The sequence below is a fragment of the Microbispora sp. NPDC046933 genome (genome assembly GCF_040644635.1).
GTDB lineage: Bacteria > Actinomycetota > Actinomycetes > Streptosporangiales > Streptosporangiaceae > Microbispora.
In genome coordinates, this window is the sequence record NZ_JBEYWW010000047.1 from 1 (window position 1) to 22,417 (window position 22,417).

20 protein-coding genes are annotated in these 22,417 nt (G+C 68.6%); 3 read left to right on the top strand and 17 right to left on the bottom strand.

Annotation, left to right across the window (positions count from 1 at the left end):
• From ABZ857_RS39175 to ABZ857_RS39195, 5 genes are all read right to left on the bottom strand, one after another.
• Positions 1–1,412: hypothetical protein (locus ABZ857_RS39175; protein ID WP_357054294.1), on the bottom strand; the 1,412-nt coding region annotated here is incomplete at its 3' end.
• Between the two features lie 112 nt (positions 1,413–1,524).
• Positions 1,525–3,591: a glycosyltransferase gene (locus ABZ857_RS39180; protein ID WP_357054297.1), complete on the bottom strand. Its 2,067-nt coding sequence runs from the start codon at positions 3,589–3,591 to the stop codon at positions 1,525–1,527.
• 18 nt (positions 3,592–3,609) lie between these two features.
• Positions 3,610–4,422, bottom strand: a complete 813-nt coding sequence (locus ABZ857_RS39185) for a WecB/TagA/CpsF family glycosyltransferase (RefSeq protein WP_147942670.1) — start codon at positions 4,420–4,422, stop codon at positions 3,610–3,612.
• Complete coding sequence (locus ABZ857_RS39190; protein ID WP_357054300.1) at positions 4,419–5,756, bottom strand: O-antigen ligase family protein; 1,338 nt, start codon at positions 5,754–5,756, stop codon at positions 4,419–4,421. Before ABZ857_RS39190 ends, ABZ857_RS39185 begins: the two co-directional genes overlap by 4 nt.
• Positions 5,753–6,478 (bottom strand): hypothetical protein, encoded by a 726-nt coding sequence (locus ABZ857_RS39195; protein WP_147942669.1) that lies wholly within the window; start codon positions 6,476–6,478, stop codon positions 5,753–5,755. Before ABZ857_RS39195 ends, ABZ857_RS39190 begins: the two co-directional genes overlap by 4 nt.
• Positions 6,479–6,583: 105 nt before the next feature.
• Between ABZ857_RS39195 and ABZ857_RS39200 the strand changes: the two genes are divergently transcribed.
• Positions 6,584–7,462 (top strand): DUF6492 family protein, encoded by an 879-nt coding sequence (locus ABZ857_RS39200; protein ID WP_222709431.1) that lies wholly within the window; start codon positions 6,584–6,586, stop codon positions 7,460–7,462.
• Positions 7,463–7,536: 74 nt separating this feature from the next.
• Here the strand turns inward: ABZ857_RS39200 and ABZ857_RS39205 are convergent, their stop codons facing one another.
• Positions 7,537–8,496 carry a hypothetical protein gene (locus ABZ857_RS39205; protein WP_147942667.1) on the bottom strand — a complete coding sequence of 320 codons (960 nt, stop codon included), beginning with the start codon at positions 8,494–8,496 and terminating at the stop codon, positions 7,537–7,539.
• Between the two features lie 209 nt (positions 8,497–8,705).
• Between ABZ857_RS39205 and ABZ857_RS39210 the strand changes: the two genes are divergently transcribed.
• Complete coding sequence (locus ABZ857_RS39210) at positions 8,706–9,647, top strand: glycosyltransferase (protein WP_357054304.1); 942 nt, start codon at positions 8,706–8,708, stop codon at positions 9,645–9,647.
• Between the two features lie 3 nt (positions 9,648–9,650).
• Here ABZ857_RS39210 and ABZ857_RS39215 read toward each other — a convergent pair whose 3' ends face one another.
• Genes ABZ857_RS39215 through ABZ857_RS39245 form a run of 7 tightly spaced genes read right to left on the bottom strand, consistent with a single transcriptional unit; the run spans position 9,651 to position 17,015 of the window.
• Positions 9,651–11,096, bottom strand: coding sequence for an oligosaccharide flippase family protein (locus ABZ857_RS39215; RefSeq protein WP_357054307.1), 1,446 nt, complete (start codon positions 11,094–11,096; stop codon positions 9,651–9,653).
• Between the two features lie 12 nt (positions 11,097–11,108).
• On the bottom strand, positions 11,109–12,077 hold the full coding sequence (locus tag ABZ857_RS39220) for a hypothetical protein (RefSeq protein WP_147942664.1): 969 nt from the start codon (positions 12,075–12,077) through the stop codon (positions 11,109–11,111).
• A complete protein-coding gene (locus ABZ857_RS39225) occupies positions 12,074–13,327 on the bottom strand; it encodes a DUF4910 domain-containing protein (RefSeq protein WP_147942663.1) in 1,254 nt (417 codons plus the stop codon). Before ABZ857_RS39225 ends, ABZ857_RS39220 begins: the two co-directional genes overlap by 4 nt.
• A gap of 14 nt (positions 13,328–13,341) precedes the next feature.
• Positions 13,342–14,361: an SDR family oxidoreductase gene (locus tag ABZ857_RS39230; RefSeq protein WP_147942662.1), complete on the bottom strand. Its 1,020-nt coding sequence runs from the start codon at positions 14,359–14,361 to the stop codon at positions 13,342–13,344.
• Between the two features lie 14 nt (positions 14,362–14,375).
• Positions 14,376–15,014, bottom strand: coding sequence for a PIG-L family deacetylase (locus tag ABZ857_RS39235; protein WP_357054312.1), 639 nt, complete (start codon positions 15,012–15,014; stop codon positions 14,376–14,378).
• On the bottom strand, positions 14,998–15,792 hold the full coding sequence (locus ABZ857_RS39240; RefSeq protein ID WP_147942661.1) for a sugar phosphate nucleotidyltransferase: 795 nt from the start codon (positions 15,790–15,792) through the stop codon (positions 14,998–15,000). The genes ABZ857_RS39235 and ABZ857_RS39240 overlap by 17 nt, the downstream gene beginning before the upstream one ends.
• On the bottom strand, positions 15,789–17,015 hold the full coding sequence (locus ABZ857_RS39245; RefSeq protein WP_357054315.1) for a class I SAM-dependent methyltransferase: 1,227 nt from the start codon (positions 17,013–17,015) through the stop codon (positions 15,789–15,791). The genes ABZ857_RS39240 and ABZ857_RS39245 overlap by 4 nt, the downstream gene beginning before the upstream one ends.
• 119 nt (positions 17,016–17,134) lie before the next feature.
• Here ABZ857_RS39245 and rfbC point away from each other — a divergent pair, with 119 nt between their 5' ends.
• A complete protein-coding gene (rfbC, locus tag ABZ857_RS39250; protein WP_357054318.1) occupies positions 17,135–17,725 on the top strand; it encodes a dTDP-4-dehydrorhamnose 3,5-epimerase in 591 nt (196 codons plus the stop codon).
• Here rfbC and rfbD read toward each other — a convergent pair.
• From rfbD to ABZ857_RS39270, 4 genes are read right to left on the bottom strand one after another with little or no spacing between them, the layout of a single operon-like run.
• A complete protein-coding gene (rfbD, locus tag ABZ857_RS39255) occupies positions 17,707–18,558 on the bottom strand; it encodes a dTDP-4-dehydrorhamnose reductase (protein WP_357054321.1) in 852 nt (283 codons plus the stop codon). The genes rfbC and rfbD overlap by 19 nt on opposite strands.
• On the bottom strand, positions 18,555–19,526 hold the full coding sequence (gene rfbB / locus ABZ857_RS39260) for a dTDP-glucose 4,6-dehydratase (protein WP_357054324.1): 972 nt from the start codon (positions 19,524–19,526) through the stop codon (positions 18,555–18,557). The genes rfbD and rfbB overlap by 4 nt, the downstream gene beginning before the upstream one ends.
• Positions 19,527–19,559: 33 nt before the next feature.
• On the bottom strand, positions 19,560–20,624 hold the full coding sequence (locus ABZ857_RS39265; protein ID WP_357054327.1) for a glucose-1-phosphate thymidylyltransferase: 1,065 nt from the start codon (positions 20,622–20,624) through the stop codon (positions 19,560–19,562).
• A 1-nt stretch (position 20,625) separates the two neighbouring features.
• Positions 20,626–22,023, bottom strand: coding sequence for a sugar transferase (locus ABZ857_RS39270; RefSeq protein ID WP_357054329.1), 1,398 nt, complete (start codon positions 22,021–22,023; stop codon positions 20,626–20,628).
• Positions 22,024–22,417 lie beyond the last annotated feature (394 nt).

The window sequence follows — 22,417 nt, forward strand, 5'->3', positions numbered from 1 at the left end:
TTTTGGTTTTTCTGGGGGTGGATTTCCCTCTCCGCCCCGCGGGCCTCCTCCGGGGGGGGCACCCCTGCACCAGCGGGTGCCCGGGGGGGGCCGGGGGGCGGGGGGCCCCGCCCCCACGGCGTGATTTTGTAGATGTGCGAGGTGTATTCCGCCTCGAATGTGTCGGTGAACTGCCCTCCGGAGGAGATGGGCAGCGTCCGGTTCTCGAAGAGCACCTCGACCTTTCCCGCTTTGGCCAGGGCGGGAGGAAGCGTGAGCGTGTGCCGGCCGACCTCGCTTCCGCGTCTCACCATGGCGAAGACGTAGTAAGAACCGCCGTGGCCTTTCAGCATCGTGTCCAGATCAGCGCAGAAGCCGAACTCGTACGACTGCGTGTTGAGCACCGGGGCAAGCTGCCTGATCTGCTGGTTCACCCGCGTCACCATGACCCTCGTCTCCGGTGAGCAGTCCCGGAGCGCGTGCTGGCTGACGCAGGGTCCGCCGAAGTTGTGGTTGAAGTAGATGATCCCCCTGGCCTCGTGGATGAGGGAGTTCATCACCGCCCCACGTATCTGCTCCGGCTTTATCGCCTTCACGCCGTTCGTGCCGGGCCACCCCACCTCGATGAAGGCGTAAATGGGCTGCCGTTTGCCGTCCTTGCCGTCCAGCCTGCGCTCCTTGTCGAGGAGCATGCCGTAGTCGGCCGCCACCGGGCACTCGTCCCGGGGCAGACGGAGGAAGTTCTCCGCCTCCTCGCACATCCCGAGGTCCGTGTACCAGTACATGTCCGTCGACATGACATCCGTGTAGCCGTTGACGAACTTCTCCGCCTCGGCCTCCGACTCCCACATGGCCACGCCCTTGCCATAGTTGGCGTAGTGCATGCGGCCATCGCCCCGTGGCAGCCGCTCCTTCAGCGTTCGCATGGCTGTGTAACCGCAGGGCGGCTTCTCCGGCTCGCAGGGCGGGCCTTCGCCCGTCACCTTGCCCGTCCACTTGCCGTCGCCTGGCCCGGCGAACATGTCGGCCTCGTCGGCGATGATCCATCCGACCGTCTCCCGGCCCGCACCGGGGAGTGGCTTACTGGTGATCGCCCACATGCCGTGTCTCCGCAGCAGGTCGGCGTTGCTGTTGGCGGTCAGCTCGACGTAGGTGTTGAGCCCCGCCGCCTTGTCGGTGACCACGTCCTTCTCGTCCACGACCGACTCGAACCAGACACCGATGGGAAAGAACGACGCATCCGTCCAACCCGCCTGAGCTGCAGCCGGGAAACGCTTGTAGTAGGCAGGCCCACCCTCCCAGGCAACCCTCGGGAGGACCAGTTCCGGAGGCTTCCTGTCCATGCTGGCGCTCACGACCAGGAACCCCAGCCCGATCGCACCCAGCACCACGGCGACCCTCAGTGCGTTTCTCGCCCACCGGCTCGCGGCCATACCTCTCCCCACGTAACGGGATTCGTCGATGCCGAAGAAGTGCCCGGCACGAAGCTATCCGTGATTCGGCCGCCTGTCCCGGGATGTCTTCCATTTGGAAGACGAGCCCGTCTCACGGACGCTTCTCCGCGAGCCTCATGAGTACGGCGGCACGTGCGGACCAGTCGGCGTCGAGCACCGAAGCACGTAGCTGCTCGGGCGAAGCCGGGAAACCCTCCGACAGGCTCTCCCGGATCGCCTTGACGAAAAGGTCGTGGCTGGTGGCCACTCTGACCCGGTCCGCGTAGGCGGCGAGTTCGCCGTAGTCCATGCTCACCACGGGCAGGCCGAGCGCCAGATACTCCTTCAGCTTGATCGGGTTCGAGTACCTGATCCACTCGTTGTCCAGCCACGGCATGATCGCCACATCGAAGCCCGAGCCGTAGGCGGGGACCCGTTCGTACGGCAGGAAGCCGAGCCAGTGGACGTTCGGATGCCCGGTGAGCCGCTCCATGGGACCATTGGCATCGCCGATCAGCACCAATGAGACGTCGGGAAGCTCCTCGGCGACGCGCTCGAGCAGGGCGAAGTCCACGACGAAGTCGTCGAGCGCGCCGAAGAAGCCGACGCGCGGCCCGGGAATGGCCAGCAGGTCGGCGGGAAGCCGCTCCGGGGGGACGCGTCGGAAGTGCTCCAGATCGACGCCGTGGTCGAGGAAGTGTGCCCGGCCTCCCACCAGCGCCCGATCCTCGGCCATCAGCGTCCGGCTGACGTAGATCACCTGATCGGCGTGCCGCAGCAGTTCGCGCTCCATCGACTCGATGGCCTCGCCCGCCGACTCCGGAAAGGCCGAGTGCCGATCGGAGCGATTGAAGATCAGCGAGTGCCTCCGCATGGGTCGCACCACATCCCAGGCCGTCGGCAAGGTCACCATGATCACAGGTCTGTGCAGGCCGAGGGCCAGGCAGACCGCCTTGACCTGGACCCTCACGAGGGTGGCGTTCACCCACCTGCCCAGGCGTGAGCCGTACAGGGGAAGGGGCAAGGGCGACATCACGTAGAAGTCCGGCATCGGCCGTCTGATGAATTTCGCGACACTACGCAGCTTCCGGGCGATGCGCCGCGCCACGTGTGTGGATCGTCCGGGCATCGGCATCCGCATGCCGATGCTGTTGACGACGAGGACCCGGCGGTGGGCCGCCACCTGACGCATGAGCTGGAAGTCGGAGTGCGCCCTGTTGTGGTACCACCAGTCCTGGGCGGAGAAGCAGACATACCCGCTGGGCGGCGCGGTGTGACCCGGCAAGGTGGGCCAGCGCCGCATCGTCAGCAACTCACGCAGGGCGGCACGGTGGCGCCGGCCTCTCGCCCCTCCTCTGCCGACCATGCGGACGGCCTCGTTGAGCATCACTCCGAGCCGCATCAGCTCGCCGCGCGGCCTTCCGTGCCTCTCCCTGTGGAGCCGCACCCGGTTGGCGGCGGCAAGGGTCCACAGCGGGCTTGAATTGGCCTGTTCACCGCCGAGATGAACGGCCACGGCGTCGGGCTCGTAACGTACGGCGAAACCACGCTCGCCGGCCCGCAGCATGTACTCGGTCTCCTCGGAGTAGAGGAAGTACCGCTCGTCGAGGGTGCCGATCGCGTCGACGCAGGCCCGCGAGACCAGCCACGCCGCGCCTGTCGCCCAGTCCGCGGTGCCCGCCCTGGTGTACTCCTCCGGGTCGACCACGAGTTCGCCCAGCCGCGATATCCGCCCGGCCCGGTAGCCGCCCAGGAGCGCCTCACCGAGGGCTCTGAGCACGGTGGGCCTACGGCGCAGTGAGAGGTGGAGCTCACCGTGCGCGTCGAGCAGCTTGGGTACGGCGATGCCCACGCCCGGCTCGGCGAGTGCCCGGCGCAGTGGTGCCACGGCTCCCGCCCCGAGCCTGATGTCGGCGTTCAGCACGAGCACGTCGCACCCCTCGGCGGCGGCGATGCCCGCGTTCACTCCGAACGCGAAGCCCCCGTTCCGTCCGGTCTCGATGAGCTCGACGCCTTGGCCGAAGGCACGCACCCGCTGCACGGTGTCGTCGGGCGAGTCGTTGTCGACCACGATGATCCTTGCGGGACCGGCCCCCTCCAGCGCCGGTGCGAGCGAGCGCAGGCACTCCTCGATGACCTGGCCGCTCGCGTAGGTGACGATGACGACCGCGAGAGTCATGTTCCAACCCTTCTTCCGTCAGGGCCGAGACCGGGGGCCTGCGAGCCGGGTGAGTGCGGCGGCGGTCAGCACCTTCAGCGCGAAGGGGAGGTCATGCCTGAGGTAGCGTCCGGCGAGACGCCGAGGTTCCAGCCAGAGGCGGTACAGCCACTCCCCGCCCATCCGCTGAACGCTCTCGGGCGCACGGCGGAACTGCCCCGCGGCCATGGGGATGCCCGCACCGCATCCGAGGTACCAGGCACCGGGCAAGCGGCCGCGGATCGCGGCGATGAGCCGCTCCTGCTTGGGAAAGCCGAGGCCGACGAGCACCAGATCAGGGGCTGCGGCCAGGACTCGGTCGACGGCTTCTCGCACCCCCTCGCTCGTGGTCTCGAACCCGAAGGGAGGCGCGTAGGTGCCGGCCACGCGCAGGCCCGGGTAACGCTCGACGAGCACTCGCGCCGCCTCGTCCGCGACTCCTCGCTCGCCGCCGAGGAGGAAGATCGAGCGGCCCTCCCGGGCGGCGCGCTCACTGAGGCTGAAAACGAGGGATGCGCCGGTCACCCTGCCGGGCAGCGGATGACCCGCCAGCCGGGCCGCCCAGACGACCGGCATTCCGTCGGCGACGACCAGGTCGGCCCCGTCGACGAGAGCGGCCAGTTCGGGATCGCGGGTGGCCAGACGGACGATGTCCACGTTGGCGGTGACGATCGAGCCACCCTCGTCCCGTTTCCAGGCCGAGGCCACGTGATCGGCGACGAAGGGCTCGTCGACGGCCATCACCTCCACGGCGCCCACTCGAAACCGCGAGATCTCCCCCGGCAACGGGGAATCCGTCGATGAGTCGGTCATGGAACAGCCACCGCGTCACTCGTCGCCTTCCTCTCCTCGTGCACGGCCCGCAGCAATGCGCCTGCGACGCCGACGAGGAGGAAGGCCATGGCGTTCGTGGTCTCGAAGGAGTTCAGGTCGAAGGTGGCCGAGCCCACCAGAGGGATGACAAGCGAGGCGGCCAGGCTCAGGCCGAGATCTCGGATCGAGCGGTCGTCCGACAGCCGCCTGGCCCGCAGGGCGGACCAGATCGCGGTCAGGAAGAGCCCGACGAAGACGAGAATGCCGAGAGCACCGCCCTGCACGGCCGTGAGCAGGTATTGGTTGTCGAAGACCTGGTAGTACGGGGGATACCACGTGCCGTAGCCACGGCCGAGCAGCGGATGCAGGACGAACTCGGCGAATGCCGTGCTGTAGTCGTTGGTCCGGTAGCGGAGGCTCCAGTCGTTGTCCAGGTTGCCGAAGAGCGACGTGATCGCGCCGAGCAGGCCGGGCACCGCGATCCGGACCACCACGAGGAATCCGGCGAAGACGAGAAGCGCCCGCCAGCGCCGGGCCGCCGGCCACCCCACCAGGAGGACCGCCCCTCCTACCAGGAGTCCGAGCACGGTCGAACGCGAGGCGGAGAAGAGCATCCCGGCCGCGACCAGGAGGCAGCACAACCACCAGCGCAGCGAGGGCAGCCGGCGCTCGCGGGCGTCGAGCGCGTAGTGCAGCGCGAGCGGCAGGACTATCGCGCTCACGACGCCGAACTCGATGGGGTGGCTCGTGGTGGAGGCGACCCGGTTGAGACCGTTTCTGACGAGAATGGTGGGCTCGGTCCCCCTGATGCGGGTTCCCGGCAGGTTCATGTACTCGGTCAGGTCGAAGGAGAACAGATACTGGGCGGCACCGATGGCACCGATGATCGCGCCGCAGACCACGATGGCCTTGAGCACGAGGTCCAGGCGGTCGCGGCCGCGGACGCCGTCGCACGCCAGCAGGGCGATGCCGACGAACGCGAGCGCGATGACGGCGACGTGGTCCGCCAGCTCCAGTTCCCGCTCGGGCAGGTAGCCCGCCGCGGAGTAGGCGTAGGTGATCAGGTAGGCGACGGCGTAGAGGTATATCGCCGTGCGGACCGGTGTGAACCCCTTGGCCGCGCCCAGGGAATCCGTCAGGTGGGCGCAGAACCACCACACGACCGCGACCAGGCCGACGGCCTCCGCGGGGGTGAGGGCGAACGGGACGCCTTTGAGCACCAGCCGGGCGGGTACGAGCATGAGGATCATGACGAACAGGGCCGCGATCGTGGCTCCATCCGCCCCGCGGCGTCCGGAAGGCTCGACGGCCTCCGCGGTGAGTCCCGCGCTCACCGCTGAAGCACTGACCGCTCGGCGGGCAGCCAATCGGCCTCCGTAGGGGGACGGCTTCGTGAGGCCGCGCGCCTCCGTGACGCCGCCGCGAGGCTCTCGGCCATGAACGCGCTCGACAGGGCGGCGATCCCCCCGAGCACGAGGACGGCCGCCGTGGTGCGGGTCCGCTCGCTGCGCTCCGAGATGGGCGCCGTGGGCGCGACCATTTCCGCCATGACGATGAAGGTCACCGGCGGAGCCTTCAGCTGCCGCTGGCGCTTGTCCAACTCGATTTTGGCACGTTCCGCGACCTTGACAACGATCTTCCGGGCCTCCTCCGGATGCACGCTCCTGCCCTGTATGAACACGAAGGGCGAGCTGAAGAGCAACTCCGGGTTCGAACTCCCGTTGTTCACCTCGTAGGTGGTCTCCCCTCCGCGGGGAGCGCCCAGTGCGGTCCGCACCTCCGAGGTGCCGAGCACCTGGACGATGATCGAGGCCGCCATGTTCAGCCCGCCGTCGAAGTTGAGCATGGGATTGGCCTGCTGTACGCGCGCGTTCGGGTCTCCGGGCTTGACCGGCCCTGTCGTCGGGACGGTGAGGGTGAGCACGCTCTGCGAGATGTACTGCGGTGGGATGCTGACGTACACGAGGTAGGACCCGCCGAACGCCGCGAGCAGGGCCGGAATCGCGACGTACCATCGCCGCAGTACGACTCCGATGGCCCGCCAGAAGTCCAACACGCCCCCCGAATGAATCCGCCGACAATCCCTAAAGGAATCGGCCCGCTGATCCGCGGCGTTACCCTCGATTCGTAACGAGTGATCCGCCGGCCGCGATATGCGCAGGTGAACACCCTGGCTGTAATCACGCCCAGCTACGGGCCGGACGCTGTTTTCTTCGCCGACCTGCATGAATCAGTCCTCGAGTTCACTCCCAGTGACACCGTCCACCATGTGATCGTGCCCCGGGCCGACCGGCATCTGTTCGCCAGGTACGCGGGACCGCGCTGCCGTATCCGAGTGGTGAACGAGTTCATCCCCCGGCGTTTCCTCAAAGTGCCACGCCTCGGGTTGTGGGCGAACCTCCTGCGGCCGTGGCCACCTGTGCGCGGATGGGTCATGCAACAGATCATCAAGCTGGCCGCGACGGCCTCGTCGGACGCGGACGTGGTCCTGGTGGCGGATTCGGACGTCGTGCTCGTCCGGCCGACCGACGCGAGCCGCGCCTTCGTGGACGGCGGGTTCCTGCTGCACCGTCTGGAGAACGGCGTGCTGCCGGGAATGGACCGACACGTCGTATGGCACCAGACCGCGAGAAAGCTGCTCAAGCTCCCGCCGGCGCCCGGGCCTCCGCTGCCCGACTACATGAGCCCGCTGACGTTCTGGGACCCGGCGAACGTGCGGGCGCTCCAGCGGCACCTCACCGAGACGACCGGCCGCCACTGGGCCGACGCGTTCGGCTCCCACCTCCACGTCTCCGAATTCATGCTTTACGGCGTCTTCGTCGACGAGGTGCTCTGCGCCTCAGGCGTTCGCCCGCCGTCCGACACGACGATCTGCCACAAGAGCCCCGACGAGTCGCCCATGACCATGGAGAGCGCCGCCGCGTTCGTCGACCGGCTGCCCCCCACGGCGATGGGCGTGCTGATCTCCTCGAAGTCGGGAACACCGCATGAGGTGAGGCAGGCGGCCATCAAACGATGCCGAGAGGTCGCCGCCGGTTAGTACTGCGGTCGCGGGCGGGGTGCCGTGGCGCCGGCAGCGACGCTCACCGGGTCCTTCCCGGTGAGCGGTGGGGCTCAGGAACCGTTCTCGTCCGCTCCCGGCCGCTTGCCGTCCTTGGAACCGTTGGGAACGAACTCGACCCTCTCGAAGGCGATGGTGTCCTCGCTGCTCCACCAGTCTTCGGGTTCGTCCTCTTCGCTCTCGTCGGCCACGAGAACGACGTGCTTGTCCTCTTTGTCGCCCGTATCGGCCGCGGCCACCTGCTTCGGCTCCTCGGTCAGGACAGGCGAGGGGCCGGTGACGGCGTCGGCCGGCCAGACGGCCACCGGTGGTTCTGGCGACGCGGATACGGGCGCCACGGCCGACGCGGTTCCGGCCGCACCGGAGCGTGCGGTCCGCCGGTTCCGTCCGGCGTACGCCAGGCCGAGCGTGATGACCAGAGCGGCCAGGAAGGCGCCGGCCGCCCCCTGGAACTTGTCTGTCAGGATCTCCTTGGGCTCCTGCACGGCCACGCGGTTCATCGCGATGTAGGTGCCGGCGGGCGCGCCGAGCGCCCGCTGTTCCTTGATCAGTTCGTCGCGCATGCGCCGCTCCACCCGCGTCATCATGTCCGACACGGCCGCACGGCTGTTGCTGGTTACGGAGATGAGGACGAAGGGGCCGTTGGAGACGATCCCCATCAGTTCCGCGTTGGACCGGCCGTCGTCGACCACCAGCTTGGTGGGGCTGTCGTCGGTGATCCCCAGCTCCTGCAGGGCCGAGGAGCTGTTCATCTTGACGATCAGGATTCCCGCCACGGTTCGCAGGCTGTCGTTGTACTGGAGCAGGGGATTGGTGAGACCCTCCGGCCTGTCGGGGTCGAACGAGAGCGTGCCACCGGACGGAGGCGCGAAGAAGGCCAGCGACGTGCTCGCCTTGTAGCGAGTGGGGATCAGGAGGAAGGCGGTGACGGCCAGCGACAATGACAGGACGATTGCTACCGGACCCACGATCTTATGCCGCAGAAGGCTGAGAATAATGCGCCAGAATGCCATACTTTCCCTCTCGCCCCCGCCGTAATACAAGGCCCCAGCCCCGCAGGGGCATGCAGATCTAGATCGGAGCCCGGCGCTTCCACGTTACGTTTCCCCTGCCACACCGTCCACCCCGCGGAAGTCCCGGGCGAATGCGCTGCGTCCGTGCATCGAGTAGGCAAGACTCTAGGGTGCTCCCCGATACGTGAAATCCTCCGGAGGCTGACACGATGACCGCCGACGCTGTCGCGCCCCAGGCGCATCCGGCTCCCTCACTGGCCGGCCGGGCGGCTCCAGAGATCGGCATCGGGCTCTGCGTCTACAACGGTGAGCCTTACCTCTCGGGATCCCTGGCCTCGATCCTGGCGCAGGACGGCGATTTCGACCTCGTGATCGCGGACAACTGCTCGACCGACGCGACCGAGGAGATCTGCCGGGAGGCGGCAAGGAAGGATCCGCGGGTTCGCTACATACGTCGCGATCGCAACCTCGGGGTCATCGCCAACCACAACCAGATCGTCCACGAGACGCGGGGCGAGTTCTTCTCCTTCGCCTCCTCCGACGACGAGTACCGAGAGGACCGCCTGACCCTGCTCGCCGCGGCGCTGCGCGCGGTCCCCGGCGCCTCCATCGCCTTTTCCGGCGCTGAGGAGATCGACGCCGACGGCGAACTCATCAAGCTCTGGCGCAACACCGCGCCGACCGACCATCCCGACCCGGTGCGGCGCCTCCACAGCAAGCTCGTCCACTACGACGAGACTCTGCAGTTCTACGGGCTCATGCGCCGCTCACTCCTGGAACGCGCGCTACCGCTCCAGCCCATCGTGGCCTGCGATCGGGTGCTGATCGCGCAGATGGCGCTGCTCGGCCCCATGGTGGCCGTGGACGATCCGCTGCTGCGGCATCGCAACCACGCCAAGAGCGTGAGCAGGGCCAACCATGCGCGGGCTTTCCGCAAGCGTGAGAAGCCCGAGGAGAACTCCCGCTTCTTCCTGCCCAACGTGGCCGAGGGGGCGGCGCTCGCGCGTGCGATCCGCCACACCCCGCTCAGCCCCGGCGACCGGCTCCGCGCCTATGCCGCCCTCTCCCCGTGGCTTCGGCGCAACGCCGTCCCGATGGCCCGTAACGTGGCCCACGTCGCCGTCGGGCTCGTCCGGGGGCGAGCGGAGTAGCGGTCAGCTCGTCGCCAGCACCCGCATCTCCCTGAAGCGGGACGAGGAGATGCCCGTGGCGACGTAGACGAGCAGGCCCGCGCTTCCGGCGGCCGCCAACTGCACCAGCGGGATCGCCCCCGATGTCGCCCTCAGGGCCAGCCAGGCGACCACGCCGGCGGCGAGCCCTCCGATCAACGGCCGAACGGACGCGTAACCGATCGGCGCCACCGGCACCCCGATGCGACGCAGGAAGAGCGCTCCCATCGGGACGGTGAGCAGGAGGCCCACAAGAGCGTGGGCGATGGCCACCCCGCGTATCCCGCCGATGTGCGCGCCGGCCCACAGGGCGGGGATCAGCACCACCGCCCAGCACAGGTTCATGATCGCGATGCTCTTGGTGGCGCCCACGGAGGTGAGGACGTCGAAAACGGTGCCGGAGAGCATCCGCACCGCCATCGACACCATCAGGAAGGAGAGCGCGGCGGCGGAGGGCAGCCAGCGCTCGCCGTACAGGAATGGCACGATCGCCGGGGCGAGCACGCCGACCAGGACGGCCACCGGAACCACAAGAATGACGACCATCGGAATGATCTGCTGCACTTTGGCGGACAACTCTTCGGGACGTTGGTCGGCGACACGCGAGAAGCCCGGCAGCGTCACATGACGGAGGGCTTCTCCGACGAGCCCGGGCACCCAGTTGGAGATGTTCAACGCGAGCGTGTAGAAGCCGAGGACGGTGGCGCCGAAGACCGCGCCGACGATGACGGTGTCGGCGTTGAGCAGCAGGGCCTCGACGCCGAGGCTGGCCGCCAGGGGGAGTCCGAAGCGCAGGAGCTTGACGACGACCTCGCGGCGCAGGCCGAACCTGATGGGCTCCCTCGCCCATGCGATCATCAGGACACCGGCGAGCAGAGAGGAGGAGATGGCTCCGCCCGCGAAGCTGAACGCCCCCGCGCCCGCCGCGGCCATCCCCACGGCCACCGGCACCTGCACCACCATGCCGGCCATGTTCGCCTTCGCGATCTTCCCCTGCTGGAACCTGCGCAGCAGCACGGCACTGCGTACGCCGACGAAGCCGTCGATGACGATGAGGACGGCGAGCATACGCACCATGCCCTCGGCCCGGGGGTTGCCCGCGACTGTGGCGAAGTACGGCGCGAACAGCCACAGCAGGCCGTACACGGTCAGGCTGAACGTCAGGACCATCGTCGTCGCCGTCGGCAGGACATCCTCGATCTTGCCGCGCCACTGGACGATGGCGGCGACGATCCCGGCGTCGTTGACGTGCCAGAGGAACTGCTGAGCCGCCAGGGCGACCGCGTAGACGCCGAAATCGGAGGGCGCCAGGAGCCTGGCCAGAATCAGGCTCATCGCGAAGGAGCCGACTTTGGTGGCCACCCTCGCCAGCAGACCCCAGCGAAGGCCCAGTCCCGCCGAACCGGCGCGATCGCTCTCATTCTCCGGCATGCGTCGTTCTCCTCACTTCTCACCGATCCGTTCCAGCCAGATCTCCCGCCAGAACGGCAGGTGTCCTCTGGGGCAGTTGAGGCTGTGCGTGCCCGGACAGACGAAGTCGTCGAGCAGGATGCAGGGCGTCTTCATCTCCAGCATTCGGCCCGACGCTTCGTCCACACACCGCTCGACTTTGCCGAGCACGCGGGACTCCCGGCCGCAGAAGCGGGTGAGCCCTTCGTCGAACGCCATCCCCCTGTTGCGCAGTTGCTCGTTGAGGGTCGCGGCGATCTCCGCCTTCGATCTGACCCTGACCCGGTCACCTGGCCGCAGTCCGAGATCGGCGACGGGAGTCGGACCGACGGCCGTTCCCTTGAAGAAGCCCCACTCCAGCCCTTCCTTGATCCACAGCCGCTTGGGAAGGACCCGCCTGCTCTTTGCCTGGAACCGGTCGAACAGACCGATGAAGAGACCCTTCATGGTCTCGCCGACGCTCGAGTTACCGGAGCGCACATCCCAGACGAACTGGCGCATGTCCTTCAGCGGCAGGACCTGGGGGGCGGCCCGCAGAATCTCCGTCGCCTGGCAGGAGTAGCGGGGCGCCCCGTCCGGGAACGGCTCCTTCGTGGTGGCGCGCTCCAGAATTTCCACGTCCACCGGCACAGGCGAGGGATCCGGTTCCGGATCCTGAGGGGTGACCTTCCTGATCCACGCCGTCTTCCAGTACAACAGGCAGGCGGTCTGGCAGCCCCCGTGCGCGCTGCCGTCGCATCGTGAGCCCGTCAGATGGACGGCGTCGGTCATGCGCCGCAGCCCCGTCCGCTCGATCGTGTCACAAAGCTTGTGAGCGACCTTGTAGACGCTCATCCTCCGGCCGCAGAACTTCAGCATCTCCGGCATGAACGGGAGGCCGTCAAGCTCGCCGTTCTCGTCGAGCGTGGCGAGGATCTCCTCCGCACTGCGCACCTCGACCAAATCACCCACAACGAAGTTCACGCTCTCTCCTCCAACAGGGCGGCCTCCTCAAGGGCCGCGGCGGCCGCGCGGATGACCGCGAACGGGATTCCCGATCGCTCCGCGATGTCCAAAAGGCTGTGCTCTCCGTCGGAGAGGTTCAGCACCCACAGAATCGCCATCTGGTACTGCCGGTGATCGGTGTGCGTAACCGGCGACTTGTACAGTCCCCGCGGCCCGAGGCGAGGCTCGCCGTAGGGCTGCAGGTTGACATAGGCGCGGTCACCCTCGATCACCTGAACGATCTCCTCCATCACCGCCAGGGTGTCGGCCATGGCATGGGCGGTGACGAAGCCGGGATCGTCCGCCGAGGTGTGATACTCGGGAAATTCCTCGTTCGGCGTCCGGGTGAGCAGGCCGATGGGCAGGTCGAAACCCGGCGAGCAGAACTGCCGCTCGTCGTAGCCGAAGGGGACGAAATCGATGACGGTGTGCTCCCGGGTGCTCAGAACGTGCGCCGCCACCCTGTCGATCGCCGCGTTCCCCCTACGGCTGCGCTTGTACCGGAAAGGCCCCGGGTCCCCTGCGCACGCGAGGACGAGCCCGTGTTCGACCCTGCCCACACCCTCTCTGTTGCGAGCCAGCCACGTGATCGCCCCGATCGTGGCGGGCGCGAAAAGGAAGCGATAGGTGTGGCGCGGCCTGGTCTCGGCGAGGCGCTCGGCGAGCTCGACCGCCACGGCTATGCCCGCGAGCGTCTCGTTGGCCAGCGCGGGATGACATGTGTGCAGGCTGATGAGGACCTCGTCGTGGCCGCTGCCCGGGATGACGTGCTCGCCGTACGTGAGATGCCCGTCGGCCAGCGTGGAGTCGATCAGCACCTCGTAGGGTCCTTCGTCCAGCCCGTCCAGCGTCTTCTGGCTCAGGCAGAAGCCCCAGGTCTCACCCTCGTAGTCGGTTCTGTAGGGCACCAGTTCGGGTTTGTCCGGGAGCGTATGGAGATGGGGTCTCAGCTCTTCCAGGCGCATGACAGCCGACACCGGCAGGCTGTAGCCGACCACGTGCAGGGGAGACGCGTGGAAGTCCACGACCCGCCGCCCCGCCGGGTCCTTGATATAGGCGTCCCTGATGTTCCACTCACGCGGCACCACCCAGTCGAGGACCCGCGTACCGGTAGGCACCTCGTGGATCTCCAGCGGGATGCGCTCCCCGATGATCTCCAGGGTCCGGCGCACTCCGTCGCCCGTTCTGCTGCGGCAGAGGGGATGCAGCCGCGTCACAAGAGCGTGCATCCGCTCTCCGGGGCTCACGGACGCAACCCGCCGTCGATCGTCCCCGCCTCACGCCGCGCGGCGAGCCAGGCCAGACGCGTGAAGCGATGGTCGAAACCGTGCTGGGTCAGGCCACACCTCCGGTAGGCGTCGACCAACTCGGCCGCGCCGGCCCGAACCGTCCATTTGGCGTGATAGCCGGGCAGCGCCTCGCGGAGACGCGAGAAGCCGACGCGGTAGGAGCGCGGATCGGCTCCAGCCTCGCCTGTGATCTCCAGCTCCGAGCCCGGCACAGCCGACACCACTTCCGCGGCGATCTGCGCCACGGTCACGTTGTTCTCCTCCGTGCCGACGTTGAAGGCTTTGGCGTGCACGGCTTCCCGCGGCGCTTCCAGCGCCAGCGCGAAGGCCTGCGCTATGTCCTCGGCATGGACCAGCGGACGCCACGGGGTGCCGTCGGAGAGCACTTTCACGGTTCCGGTCAGCAGCGCGTGCCCCACCAGGTTGTTGAGAACGATGTCCGCGCGGAGCCTGGGCGAGAAGCCGAAGGCGGTCGCGTTGCGCAGGAACACCGGGGTGAAGTCGGCGTCCGCCAGAGCGACGAGGTCCTCCTCCACCCGCACCTTCGACACGGCGTACGGCGTGACGGGCCGCAACGGAGCGTCCTCTCCCACCAGTTCGTCTCCGCCCGAGGCTCCGTACACCGAGCAGGTGGAGGCGTAGAGGAAGCGCTTGACGCCCGCGTCCCGCGCCAGGCGCGCGAGGCGCACGGAGGCACGGTGGTTGATGTCGTAGGTCAGTTCGGGCTCGAGCGCACCGAGCGGGTCGTTGGAGAGCGCCGCGAGGTGGACCACGGCGTCGAAGCCCTCCACGTGCTCGGGGCGGGCGTCCCGCAGGTCGACGGCGAATCCGGGAGGGTCCGCGGGGGCGGGACCCAGGACGCAGTCGGCGAACAGACCCGAGTCGAGCCCGACCACCTCATGACCGGCCGCCGACAGAACCGGGCCCATCACGGTGCCGAGATAGCCTTGATGGCCAGTCAGAAGAACGCGCACGATGTCTCTCCCTGTCAGACGCCTATGACGATCTTGTCGCTGTGGAATGCCTCGGCATAGCGGGTCCGGCTCTGGATTCCCCTGAGCCTGGCCAGGCCGTGGAAAGCCTCGGAGTCGAACCAGTCCCGATCCCTTTGCGAGGGGTAGTGCCGGTCGAGCAGTTCGATCTTCTCCCGCAGCGACTCCTCCGCCAACGGCAGGAAGACGTTCGGCTGGGCCAGATCCGACTCCCACTTGAGGATCTCGTAGCCGAGCACGAGCACCCCGCGGAAGACCGTGGGCGCGAGCCTGGCCAGGCCCCGATGGTCCTGATGCGCGTCGTGCGGAGCGGGTGCGAGAACCAGGTCGGGAGTGGCTCCGTCGCGCAGCGCGTGCAGGGCGTCCTTGGCTCGGTCCCAGTGCGCCGGCAGGCGCCCGTCGGGTACGTCCAGAACAGTCACCTCGAGATCCGCTTTCGGGCAGAAGGAGGCCAGCGCCGCCCGCTCCTCCTTCTCGCGAACGGTGCCCGCGCCCGACAGCACGAGTGCGCGCACCCGAAGCCCCGGCCTGGCCCGGCACAACTGCAGAAGGCTCCCGCCCGCGCCGATCGGAATGTCGTCACAGTGCGCGCCGAGGAGGACGATCTCCTCGCACGGTTCAGGGATGAGCCGCAAGATCCCGCTTCTCCTCCCACAGCGCCCACGGCCGCTCGCCTCTGGCGTACTCCTCGTCCAGTTGGGCACGCTCCTTGACCGTGTCGGTGGGCCGCCAGAATCCCCGATAGGGGAAGCCGAGAAGCCTGCCTCGCTTGGCCAGTGCGACACAGCCGTCAGCCACCAGATCGCCTCCCGGCGGGATGTGATCGAAGACCTCCTGACGGAGGACGAAGTAGCCGCCGTTGATCCACAACGGCATCTCGACGACGGGCGTGATGTTGTCGACCGTCCCTTGCTCGCCCAACTGGACGCAGTGGAACGTGCCCGGCGGCGGCACGACCATCATCGAGCCCCCCGCGTCGGATGCCGCGAAGCGGTTGATCATCTCGTCCAGCGGTGCGTCCGTGAGCACGTCCGCGTAGTTCGCCAGGAACATCTCCTCGCCTTCGACGTGCTCGCGCACCCGCCGCAGCCTCTCGCCGATGGCCGAGTCGGTGCCCGTGTGGATGAAGGAGATCGACCAGTCGGATATGTCGGTGGAGAGCAACTCGACCCTGCCGCCCCGCAGTACGAAATCGTTGGAGGCGGTCTCCTGGTAGTCGAGGAAGAAGTTCTTGATGTGCTCGGCGCCGTAGCCCAGGCAGAGGACGAACTCGTTGTGCCCGTGATGCGCGTAATAGCGCATCACGTGCCAGATAAGTGGTCTCGGCCCGACTGGCTGCATGGGCTTCGGCAGGTCGAAGTCGCCGCCGCGCATCCGGGAGCCGCGCCCGCCGCAGAAGAGGACGACCTTCATGAGACGACCTCCAGCCGGGGAATGGGGAAGACCAGGCGGCCTCCCCAGTCGCGAACGTGGGCCAGCTGCTCGGTGATCTCCGCGCGGAGGTTCCACGGGAGCACGAGCACGTAGTCGGGCCGGTCCTGCGCGATCCGCTCCGGCGGCAGGATGGGGATCCGGGTGCCGGGAGTGAACCTGCCGTGCTTGTACGGGTTGCGGTCCACCGTGTACGGCAGCAGGTCCGGGCGGATGCCGCAGTGGTTGAGCAGCGTGTTCCCCTTGCCGGGCGCGCCGTAGCCGACGACCGTCCGGCCCTCCTCGGCCGCTCGGATGAGGAAGGCCAGCAGGTCGCGCCGCACCCGGGCCACCCGGGCGGCGAACTCGGCGTACCCGGAAAGCTCGTGCAGGCCCGCGGCCTTCTCCCTGGCCAGCAGGTCGGCCACCCGTGGGCCCGGCTCACCCGCCGCCTCGACCGGCCGCGCCCACAGCCGGATCGAGCCGCCGTGGGTCGGCAGCGACTCGACGTCCACGAGGGCCAGCCCGCCGCTCGCCAGGGCCCGCATCGCGGAGGCGACCGTGTAGTACTGGAAGTGCTCGTGGTAGATGGTGTCGTACTGCGTGCCCTCGATCAGGGTGAGCAGGTGCTGCACCTCGATCGACACCCAGCCGTCGTCGGCGACCAGGGCGCGCAGCCCCTGGGTGAAGCCGATGACGTCGGGGATGTGGGCGTACACGTTGTTGGCGACGACGAGATCGGCCGGGCCGTGCTCCTCCCGTACGGCGGCGCCGGTCTCCGGGGTGAGGAAGGCCGTGAGCGTCGGCACCCCGGCGTCCTTCGCCGCCTGGCCGACGTTGGCGGACGGCTCGATCCCGAGGCAGCGGACGCCGCGCTCCACGACGTGGCGCAGCAGGTAACCGTCGTTGCTGGCCACCTCGACCACGAACGAGCCGGCGGAGAGCCTCAGCCGCTCGGCGGCGCCTGCCACGAACCGGCGGGCATGTTCCACCCAGGACGTCGAATATGAGGAGAAATAGGCATATTCGGTGAACGTCTCCTCGGGGGTGATCAGAGGAGGGATTTGCGCCAGCCAGCAGGCGGTACACAGACGCAGGTGCAAGGGGTAGGTGATTTCCGGCTCGTCGAGCTGTTCCCGCGTGAGGAACCGCTCGCAGGGGGGTGTCGCGCCGAGATCGACGATGCTCGCCAGCGCCGCCGAACCGCATAAGCGGCACGTTGTCATCAATGCTCCCTTGTCACATGCTTACCGTTGGAAGACGTACGAGACGTAGAACCGGTTGCCGCGAAAGTCGATTGCAGGAATACGACAGGGATTTCCTGCCTATATGTCATGCTTCGTCCATGGATCGGCTCAGCATCGCCGGGGCCTGGTGCCACACCCCCCGCATTCACACCGACGAGCGCGGCGCGTTCCTCGAGTCCTTCAGGGCCGCCGACCTTCGTGAGGTCGCCGGGCATGGACTGGACCTCGCACAGGTCAACTGCTCGGTCTCCCGGAAGGGAGCCCTGCGCGGGATCCACTTCGCCGACGTGCCCCCGGGGCAGGCCAAGTACGTCACCTGCGTCGCCGGGAGCGTGCTCGACGTCGTCGTGGACCTCAGGGTGGGCTCCCCGACGTTCGGCGCCTGGGAGACCGTGGTGCTGGACGACGCCGACCGGCGGGGCCTCTACATCGCGGAAGGGCTGGGCCACGGTTTCCTCACGCTGAGCGAGCAGGCCACGGTGGTCTACCTCTGCTCCCGGCCGTACGCGCCGGGGCGGGAGCACGGCGTTCACCCGCTCGACCCCGATCTGGGGATCGAGTGGCCCGCGGACGTCGAGCCGATCCTGTCGGCCAAGGACGCGGCCGCCCCCTCGCTCAAGGAGGCGAGGGAGGCGGGACTGCTGCCTGATCACGACGCCTGCCTCGCCTTCTACGACACGCTCAGGTAGGGCCAGGCCGCCCGCAGGGCCTCCCGCCAGTGCCGCATCGGCGGCAGGCCCGCCAGCGCCCAGCGGTCGTGCCCCAGCACGCTCCACGCCGGTCGCGGGGCGGGCCGGGCGAAGGCGGCGGAGGTGGTCGGGACGACCCGGCCGGGGTCGGCGCCGAGCAACGTGAAGACCTCGCGGGCGAGGTCGTGCCAGGTCGCCCGGCCCGCGTTCGTGCCGTGGTAGACCCCGCCCGGCGCACCCGAGCGGCCCAGCTCGACCAGGCGGGCGGCCAGGTCCGCGGACCAGGTCGGCTGGCCCGTCTGGTCGGTCACCACCGCCACGGTCTCCCGTTCGGCGGCCAGGCGGATCATCGTGGCCGGGAAGCTCCGGCCGCGGGCGCCGTAGAGCCAGGCCGTCCGCACGACCGTATGGCCGTGCGCGAGCGCGGCCCGCTCCCCGGCCAGCTTGGACCGGCCGTACGCGTTGACCGGGCCCACCGGGGCGTCCTCGCCGTACGGCTCCCGGCCTTGGCCGTCGAAGACGTAGTCGGTCGAGATGTGGACGAGCCGCGCACCCCGCTTGGCGCAGGCGAGCGCCAGGCCCTCGACGGCGCGGCCGTTGACCTCCACGGCCTCGTCCGGGTGGGTCTCGGCGCCGTCGACGTCGGTCCAGGCGGCGCAGTTGACGACGACGTCGGGCGCGAGGGCGTCCAGGGCGTCCTCCACGGCCCCGCCGTCGGTGACGTCGAGGTCGCGGCCGAAGCCGGTGGCGTCCTCCTCGCCCGGCGCCCTGCTCAGGGCCGCCATGACATCGGCGCCGAGCATGCCCCGGGCGCCCGTCACCATCCACCTCATGCGCGCGCCGCCCGCAGCGGCTTCCACCAGTGGGGGTTGTCGACGTACCAGCGGACGGTCGCGGCGAGGCCCTCCTCGAAGGGGATCTCGGGGGCGTACCCGAGGGCGCGCAGCCTCCGGTCGTCGAGCGAGTAGCGCCGGTCGTGCCCCTTGCGGTCGGCCACCCGTTCGACCCGGTCCCAGCCCGCGTCGAACGCGGCGAGCAGCCGCTCGGTGAGCTCCAGGTTGGACAGCTCGGCCGTCCCGGCGATGTGGTAGACCTCGCCGGGCTCTCCCACCTCGGCGACGCGCTGGATGCCCCGGCAGTGGTCGGCCACGTGGATCCAGTCGCGGACGTTCCCCCCGTCGCCGTAGAGCGGCACCCGGCGGCCCTCGATGAGGTTGGTGACGAACAGCGGGATGACCTTCTCGGGATACTGGTACGGCCCGTAGTTGTTGCCGCACCGCGTGATCGACACCGGCAGCCCGTGGGTCACGGCGTACGCCCTGGCCAGCATGTCGCCACCGGCCTTCGCGGCCGAGTACGGCGAACGCGGGGCCAACGGAGCGCTCTCGTCCCAGGAGCCCGTGTCGATCGAGCCGTAGACCTCGTCGGTGGACACCTGGACGACCTTGCGGACGCCGGCGTCGAGACAGGCGTCGAGGAGGGTCTGCACGCCCAGGACGTTCGTGCGCACGAATTCGGCCGCGCCGTCGATCGACCTGTCGACGTGGGACTCGGCCGCGAAGTTGATCACCACGTCATGGCCGGGCACCACCTCGCGAAGCAGGTCCGCGTCGCAGACGTCCCCGCGGACGAAGTCATACCTCCCCTCCACGGGAGCGAGGTTGGCGAGGTTGCCCGCGTAGGTCAGCCGGTCGAGCACGGTCACCCGCGCTCCGGCGAACGCGGGATATCCCCCGGTGAGCACGGTCCGCACGTACTGGGATCCGATGAAGCCGGCCCCACCGGTGATCAATAGCCTCACGTCAGGAGTCTCCAAGACGAAGCGACGATTTACTCATGAGGTGATCTGAACCTTGCTGTGGTCCCCCAGCACCAGACGATGAGCCCTCGGAGCGTCGGGTGCGGGGGTGACCTCGACGTCGTGCCCGATCAGTGAGGCCTCGATCCGGCGCACCCCTTTGATGGAGGCGCGCGACAGCACGATCGAGTACTCGATCTCGCTTCCCTCGATGAGACAGTCGGCGCCGATGGAGGTGAAAGGGCCGACGTACGAGCCGTTGATGACGGTCCCCGCGCCGATCACCACCGGGCCGACGACGCGGGAGCGACGCACCGAGGCACCGGCTTCCACCACGACCCTTCCGATGAGCTCGCAGTCCTCGACGTCGCCGTCGATCCGGGGCTCCAGCGACTCCAGCACGAGCCGGTTCACCTCGAGCATGTCGGCGACGTTCCCGGTGTCCTTCCAGTAGCCCGAGATGACCGACGGCTCGACGTCGTGGCCGGCGTCGATGAGCCACTGGATGGCGTCGGTGATCTCCAGTTCCCCCCGCCAGGACGGCTTGAGGTCCGCCACCGCCGCGTGTACGGCCGGGGTGAAGAGATAGACCCCGACCAGGGCGAGGTCGCTCTTCGGCTCGCGCGGCTTCTCCTCCAGACGGACGACCCGGCCGTGCGCGTCGAGCTCGGCGACGCCGAACTGCCGGGGGTCGGACACCCGGGTCAGCATGATCTGCGCGCTCGGCCGCCGCGACCGGAAGCGCTCGACCAGGCCCTCTATCCCGCCCACGATGAAGTTGTCGCCCAGGTACATGACGAAGTCGTCGTCGCCGAGGTAGTCGCGGGCGATGAGCACGGCGTGCGCGAGCCCGAGCGGCGCCTCCTGGCGGAGGTAGGTGACCTGCAGGCCGAACCGGGAGCCGTCACCCACGGCCGCCTCGATCTCGGCGTGCGTGTCCCCGACGACGATGCCCACCTCATGGATGCCGGCCGCCGCGACCGACTCCAGGCCGTAGAACAGCACCGGCTTGTTGGCCACCGGGACAAGCTGCTTCGCCTGTGTGTACGTGATGGGGCGCAGGCGGGTTCCGGAGCCGCCGGCGAGGACGAGCGCCTTCACGTCAGTACGCCCCGTCGCCGCGGGTGACAGCCGACCACGTCTTCCAGAGCACCTGCAGGTCGAGCATGAGCGACCAGTTCTCCACGTAGCGCAGGTCGAGCCGGACCGACTCGTCCCAGGACAGGTCCGACCTGCCGCTGACCTGCCACAGGCCGGTCATGCCCGGCTTGACGACGAGGCGGCGGCGGACGTCCACCCCGTACTGCTCGACCTCGGACGGCAGCGGCGGACGCGGGCCGACGAGGGACATCTCACCCCGCAGCACGTTGATGAGCTGGGGCAGCTCGTCGAGCGAGTGACGGCGCAGGACGGCCCCCACGCGAGTGATCCTTGGATCGTTCCTGATTTTGAACAGCACCCCGTCCGACTCGTTCTCCTCAAGGAGGACCTGCCGCATCTTCTCGGCGTCCACCACCATTGTCCGGAACTTGAGCACCTCGAACTCGCGGCCGTGCCGGCCGACCCTGGTCTGCCGGAAGAGCGCGGGTCCGGGACTCGTGAGGCGGATCGCGACGGCGATGGCGAGCATCGGCATCACCAGGATCGCCAGCGCGACGGCCGCGACCACCCTGTCGAACGCGCTCTTCACGAGCTGGCCCGTGCCGTCGAGGTCGGGGTGCTGCACGTGGAGCAGCGGCATACCGGCCACCGGCCGCACGCTCACCCGGGGGCCCGCGACGTCCATGAGCGCCGGGGCGACGAACAGCTCGGCTCCCCTCGACTCGATGCCCCACGCGAGGCGGCGCAGCGCCGCGCCGTCCAGCTCGGGGCAGGCCAGGACGGCCACCGCGTCGGCGGACACCTTGTCGACGACCGCCGCCACGTCGCCGAAGTCCCCGAGCACCGGGACGTCGTCGATGTCGAGCCGCCACCCGTGGTCCTGCGGATCCGGCAGGCACGCGGCGACGACCCGCATCCCGTGGTACGGCTGCCGCCGCAACTGCATGACCAGGTCGAGAACGGCCGCGCCGTGCCCGACCGCGACGACCCGGCGCATGTACTCGCCACGGGATCGGGATCGGTGCAGGCGCTTGCGCATCCGGTGACGGAACACCAGCGTGACGAACGTCGCGAGCGGCACCATCGCCATGACGTAACTTCTGGCCACGGTGGTCTGGGTGACGTACGCCCCGATCGCGACCGTCGCCACGAGCCCGAAGCCGCCCTGCGTGACGGCGCGGAACTCCTCCGTCCCCTCGCCGTGCGCGCTCCTGCGGTAGCTGCCGACCAGGCGCATGACGCCGGGCCACAGGAGGGTCAGGGTAATGCCGAAGATCAGGTCCACCACGGGGATGTACGCCCCCAGCGCGAGCCGAGTCCCCTCGACCACGCAGAACGCGAAAACCGAGCACGCCAGGTCGCCGGCCATGAGCAGCCTGAAATAGGCCGCCGTCGCCATGCTGGCATATCTCCGCTGCTCGACATCCGTGGGGACAGTTCGCGTCTGGGTCGGGCCCAACCGCGTCTCCATTGATCACGCCCCTAGTCGCCGGACTTTGCAGGATTGACGCCTCTTCCGTCACACAGGTTGACGTGAAGCACGAAGCTTCCTGAGCTGGTACCCGGCTTCGATATTAAAGAGCGGCTCTTACGTTAGGAACGACGATCGCGTGTCCACATTTGGTCGCAGTGGAACCATCCAAATGACTTGACGGGAACGGTCCAATGATGCCAGCTTTTACGGCTTTCGGAATATTGGCCCCAAACTATGCCGTTCCGTGTCCGTCCGAAATGGCGGCGTCCGGGGCTCCGCAGCCACCTCCGAGCAGGCGTCGGCCGATGTCGGGTGAAGC

Bases quoted from the DNA above. Each gene is read 5' to 3' on its own strand.
- ABZ857_RS39270 (WP_357054329.1), bottom strand. From the start codon at position 22,023: ATGGCGACGGCGGCCTATTTCAGGCTGCTCATGGCCGGCGACCTGGCG.
- ABZ857_RS39215 (WP_357054307.1), bottom strand. From the start codon at position 11,096: ATGCCGGAGAATGAGAGCGATCGCGCCGGTTCGGCGGGACTGGGCCTT.
- ABZ857_RS39245 (WP_357054315.1), bottom strand. From the start codon at position 17,015: ATGACAACGTGCCGCTTATGCGGTTCGGCGGCGCTGGCGAGCATCGTC.
- ABZ857_RS39225 (WP_147942663.1), bottom strand. From the start codon at position 13,327: ATGCACGCTCTTGTGACGCGGCTGCATCCCCTCTGCCGCAGCAGAACG.
- rfbD (WP_357054321.1), bottom strand. From the start codon at position 18,558: ATGAGGTGGATGGTGACGGGCGCCCGGGGCATGCTCGGCGCCGATGTC.
- ABZ857_RS39180 (WP_357054297.1), bottom strand. From the start codon at position 3,591: ATGACTCTCGCGGTCGTCATCGTCACCTACGCGAGCGGCCAGGTCATC.
- ABZ857_RS39205 (WP_147942667.1), bottom strand. From the start codon at position 8,496: ATGGCATTCTGGCGCATTATTCTCAGCCTTCTGCGGCATAAGATCGTG.
- ABZ857_RS39185 (WP_147942670.1), bottom strand. From the start codon at position 4,422: ATGACCGACTCATCGACGGATTCCCCGTTGCCGGGGGAGATCTCGCGG.
- ABZ857_RS39210 (WP_357054304.1), top strand. From the start codon at position 8,706: ATGACCGCCGACGCTGTCGCGCCCCAGGCGCATCCGGCTCCCTCACTG.
- ABZ857_RS39240 (WP_147942661.1), bottom strand. From the start codon at position 15,792: ATGAAGGTCGTCCTCTTCTGCGGCGGGCGCGGCTCCCGGATGCGCGGC.
- rfbC (WP_357054318.1), top strand. From the start codon at position 17,135: ATGGATCGGCTCAGCATCGCCGGGGCCTGGTGCCACACCCCCCGCATT.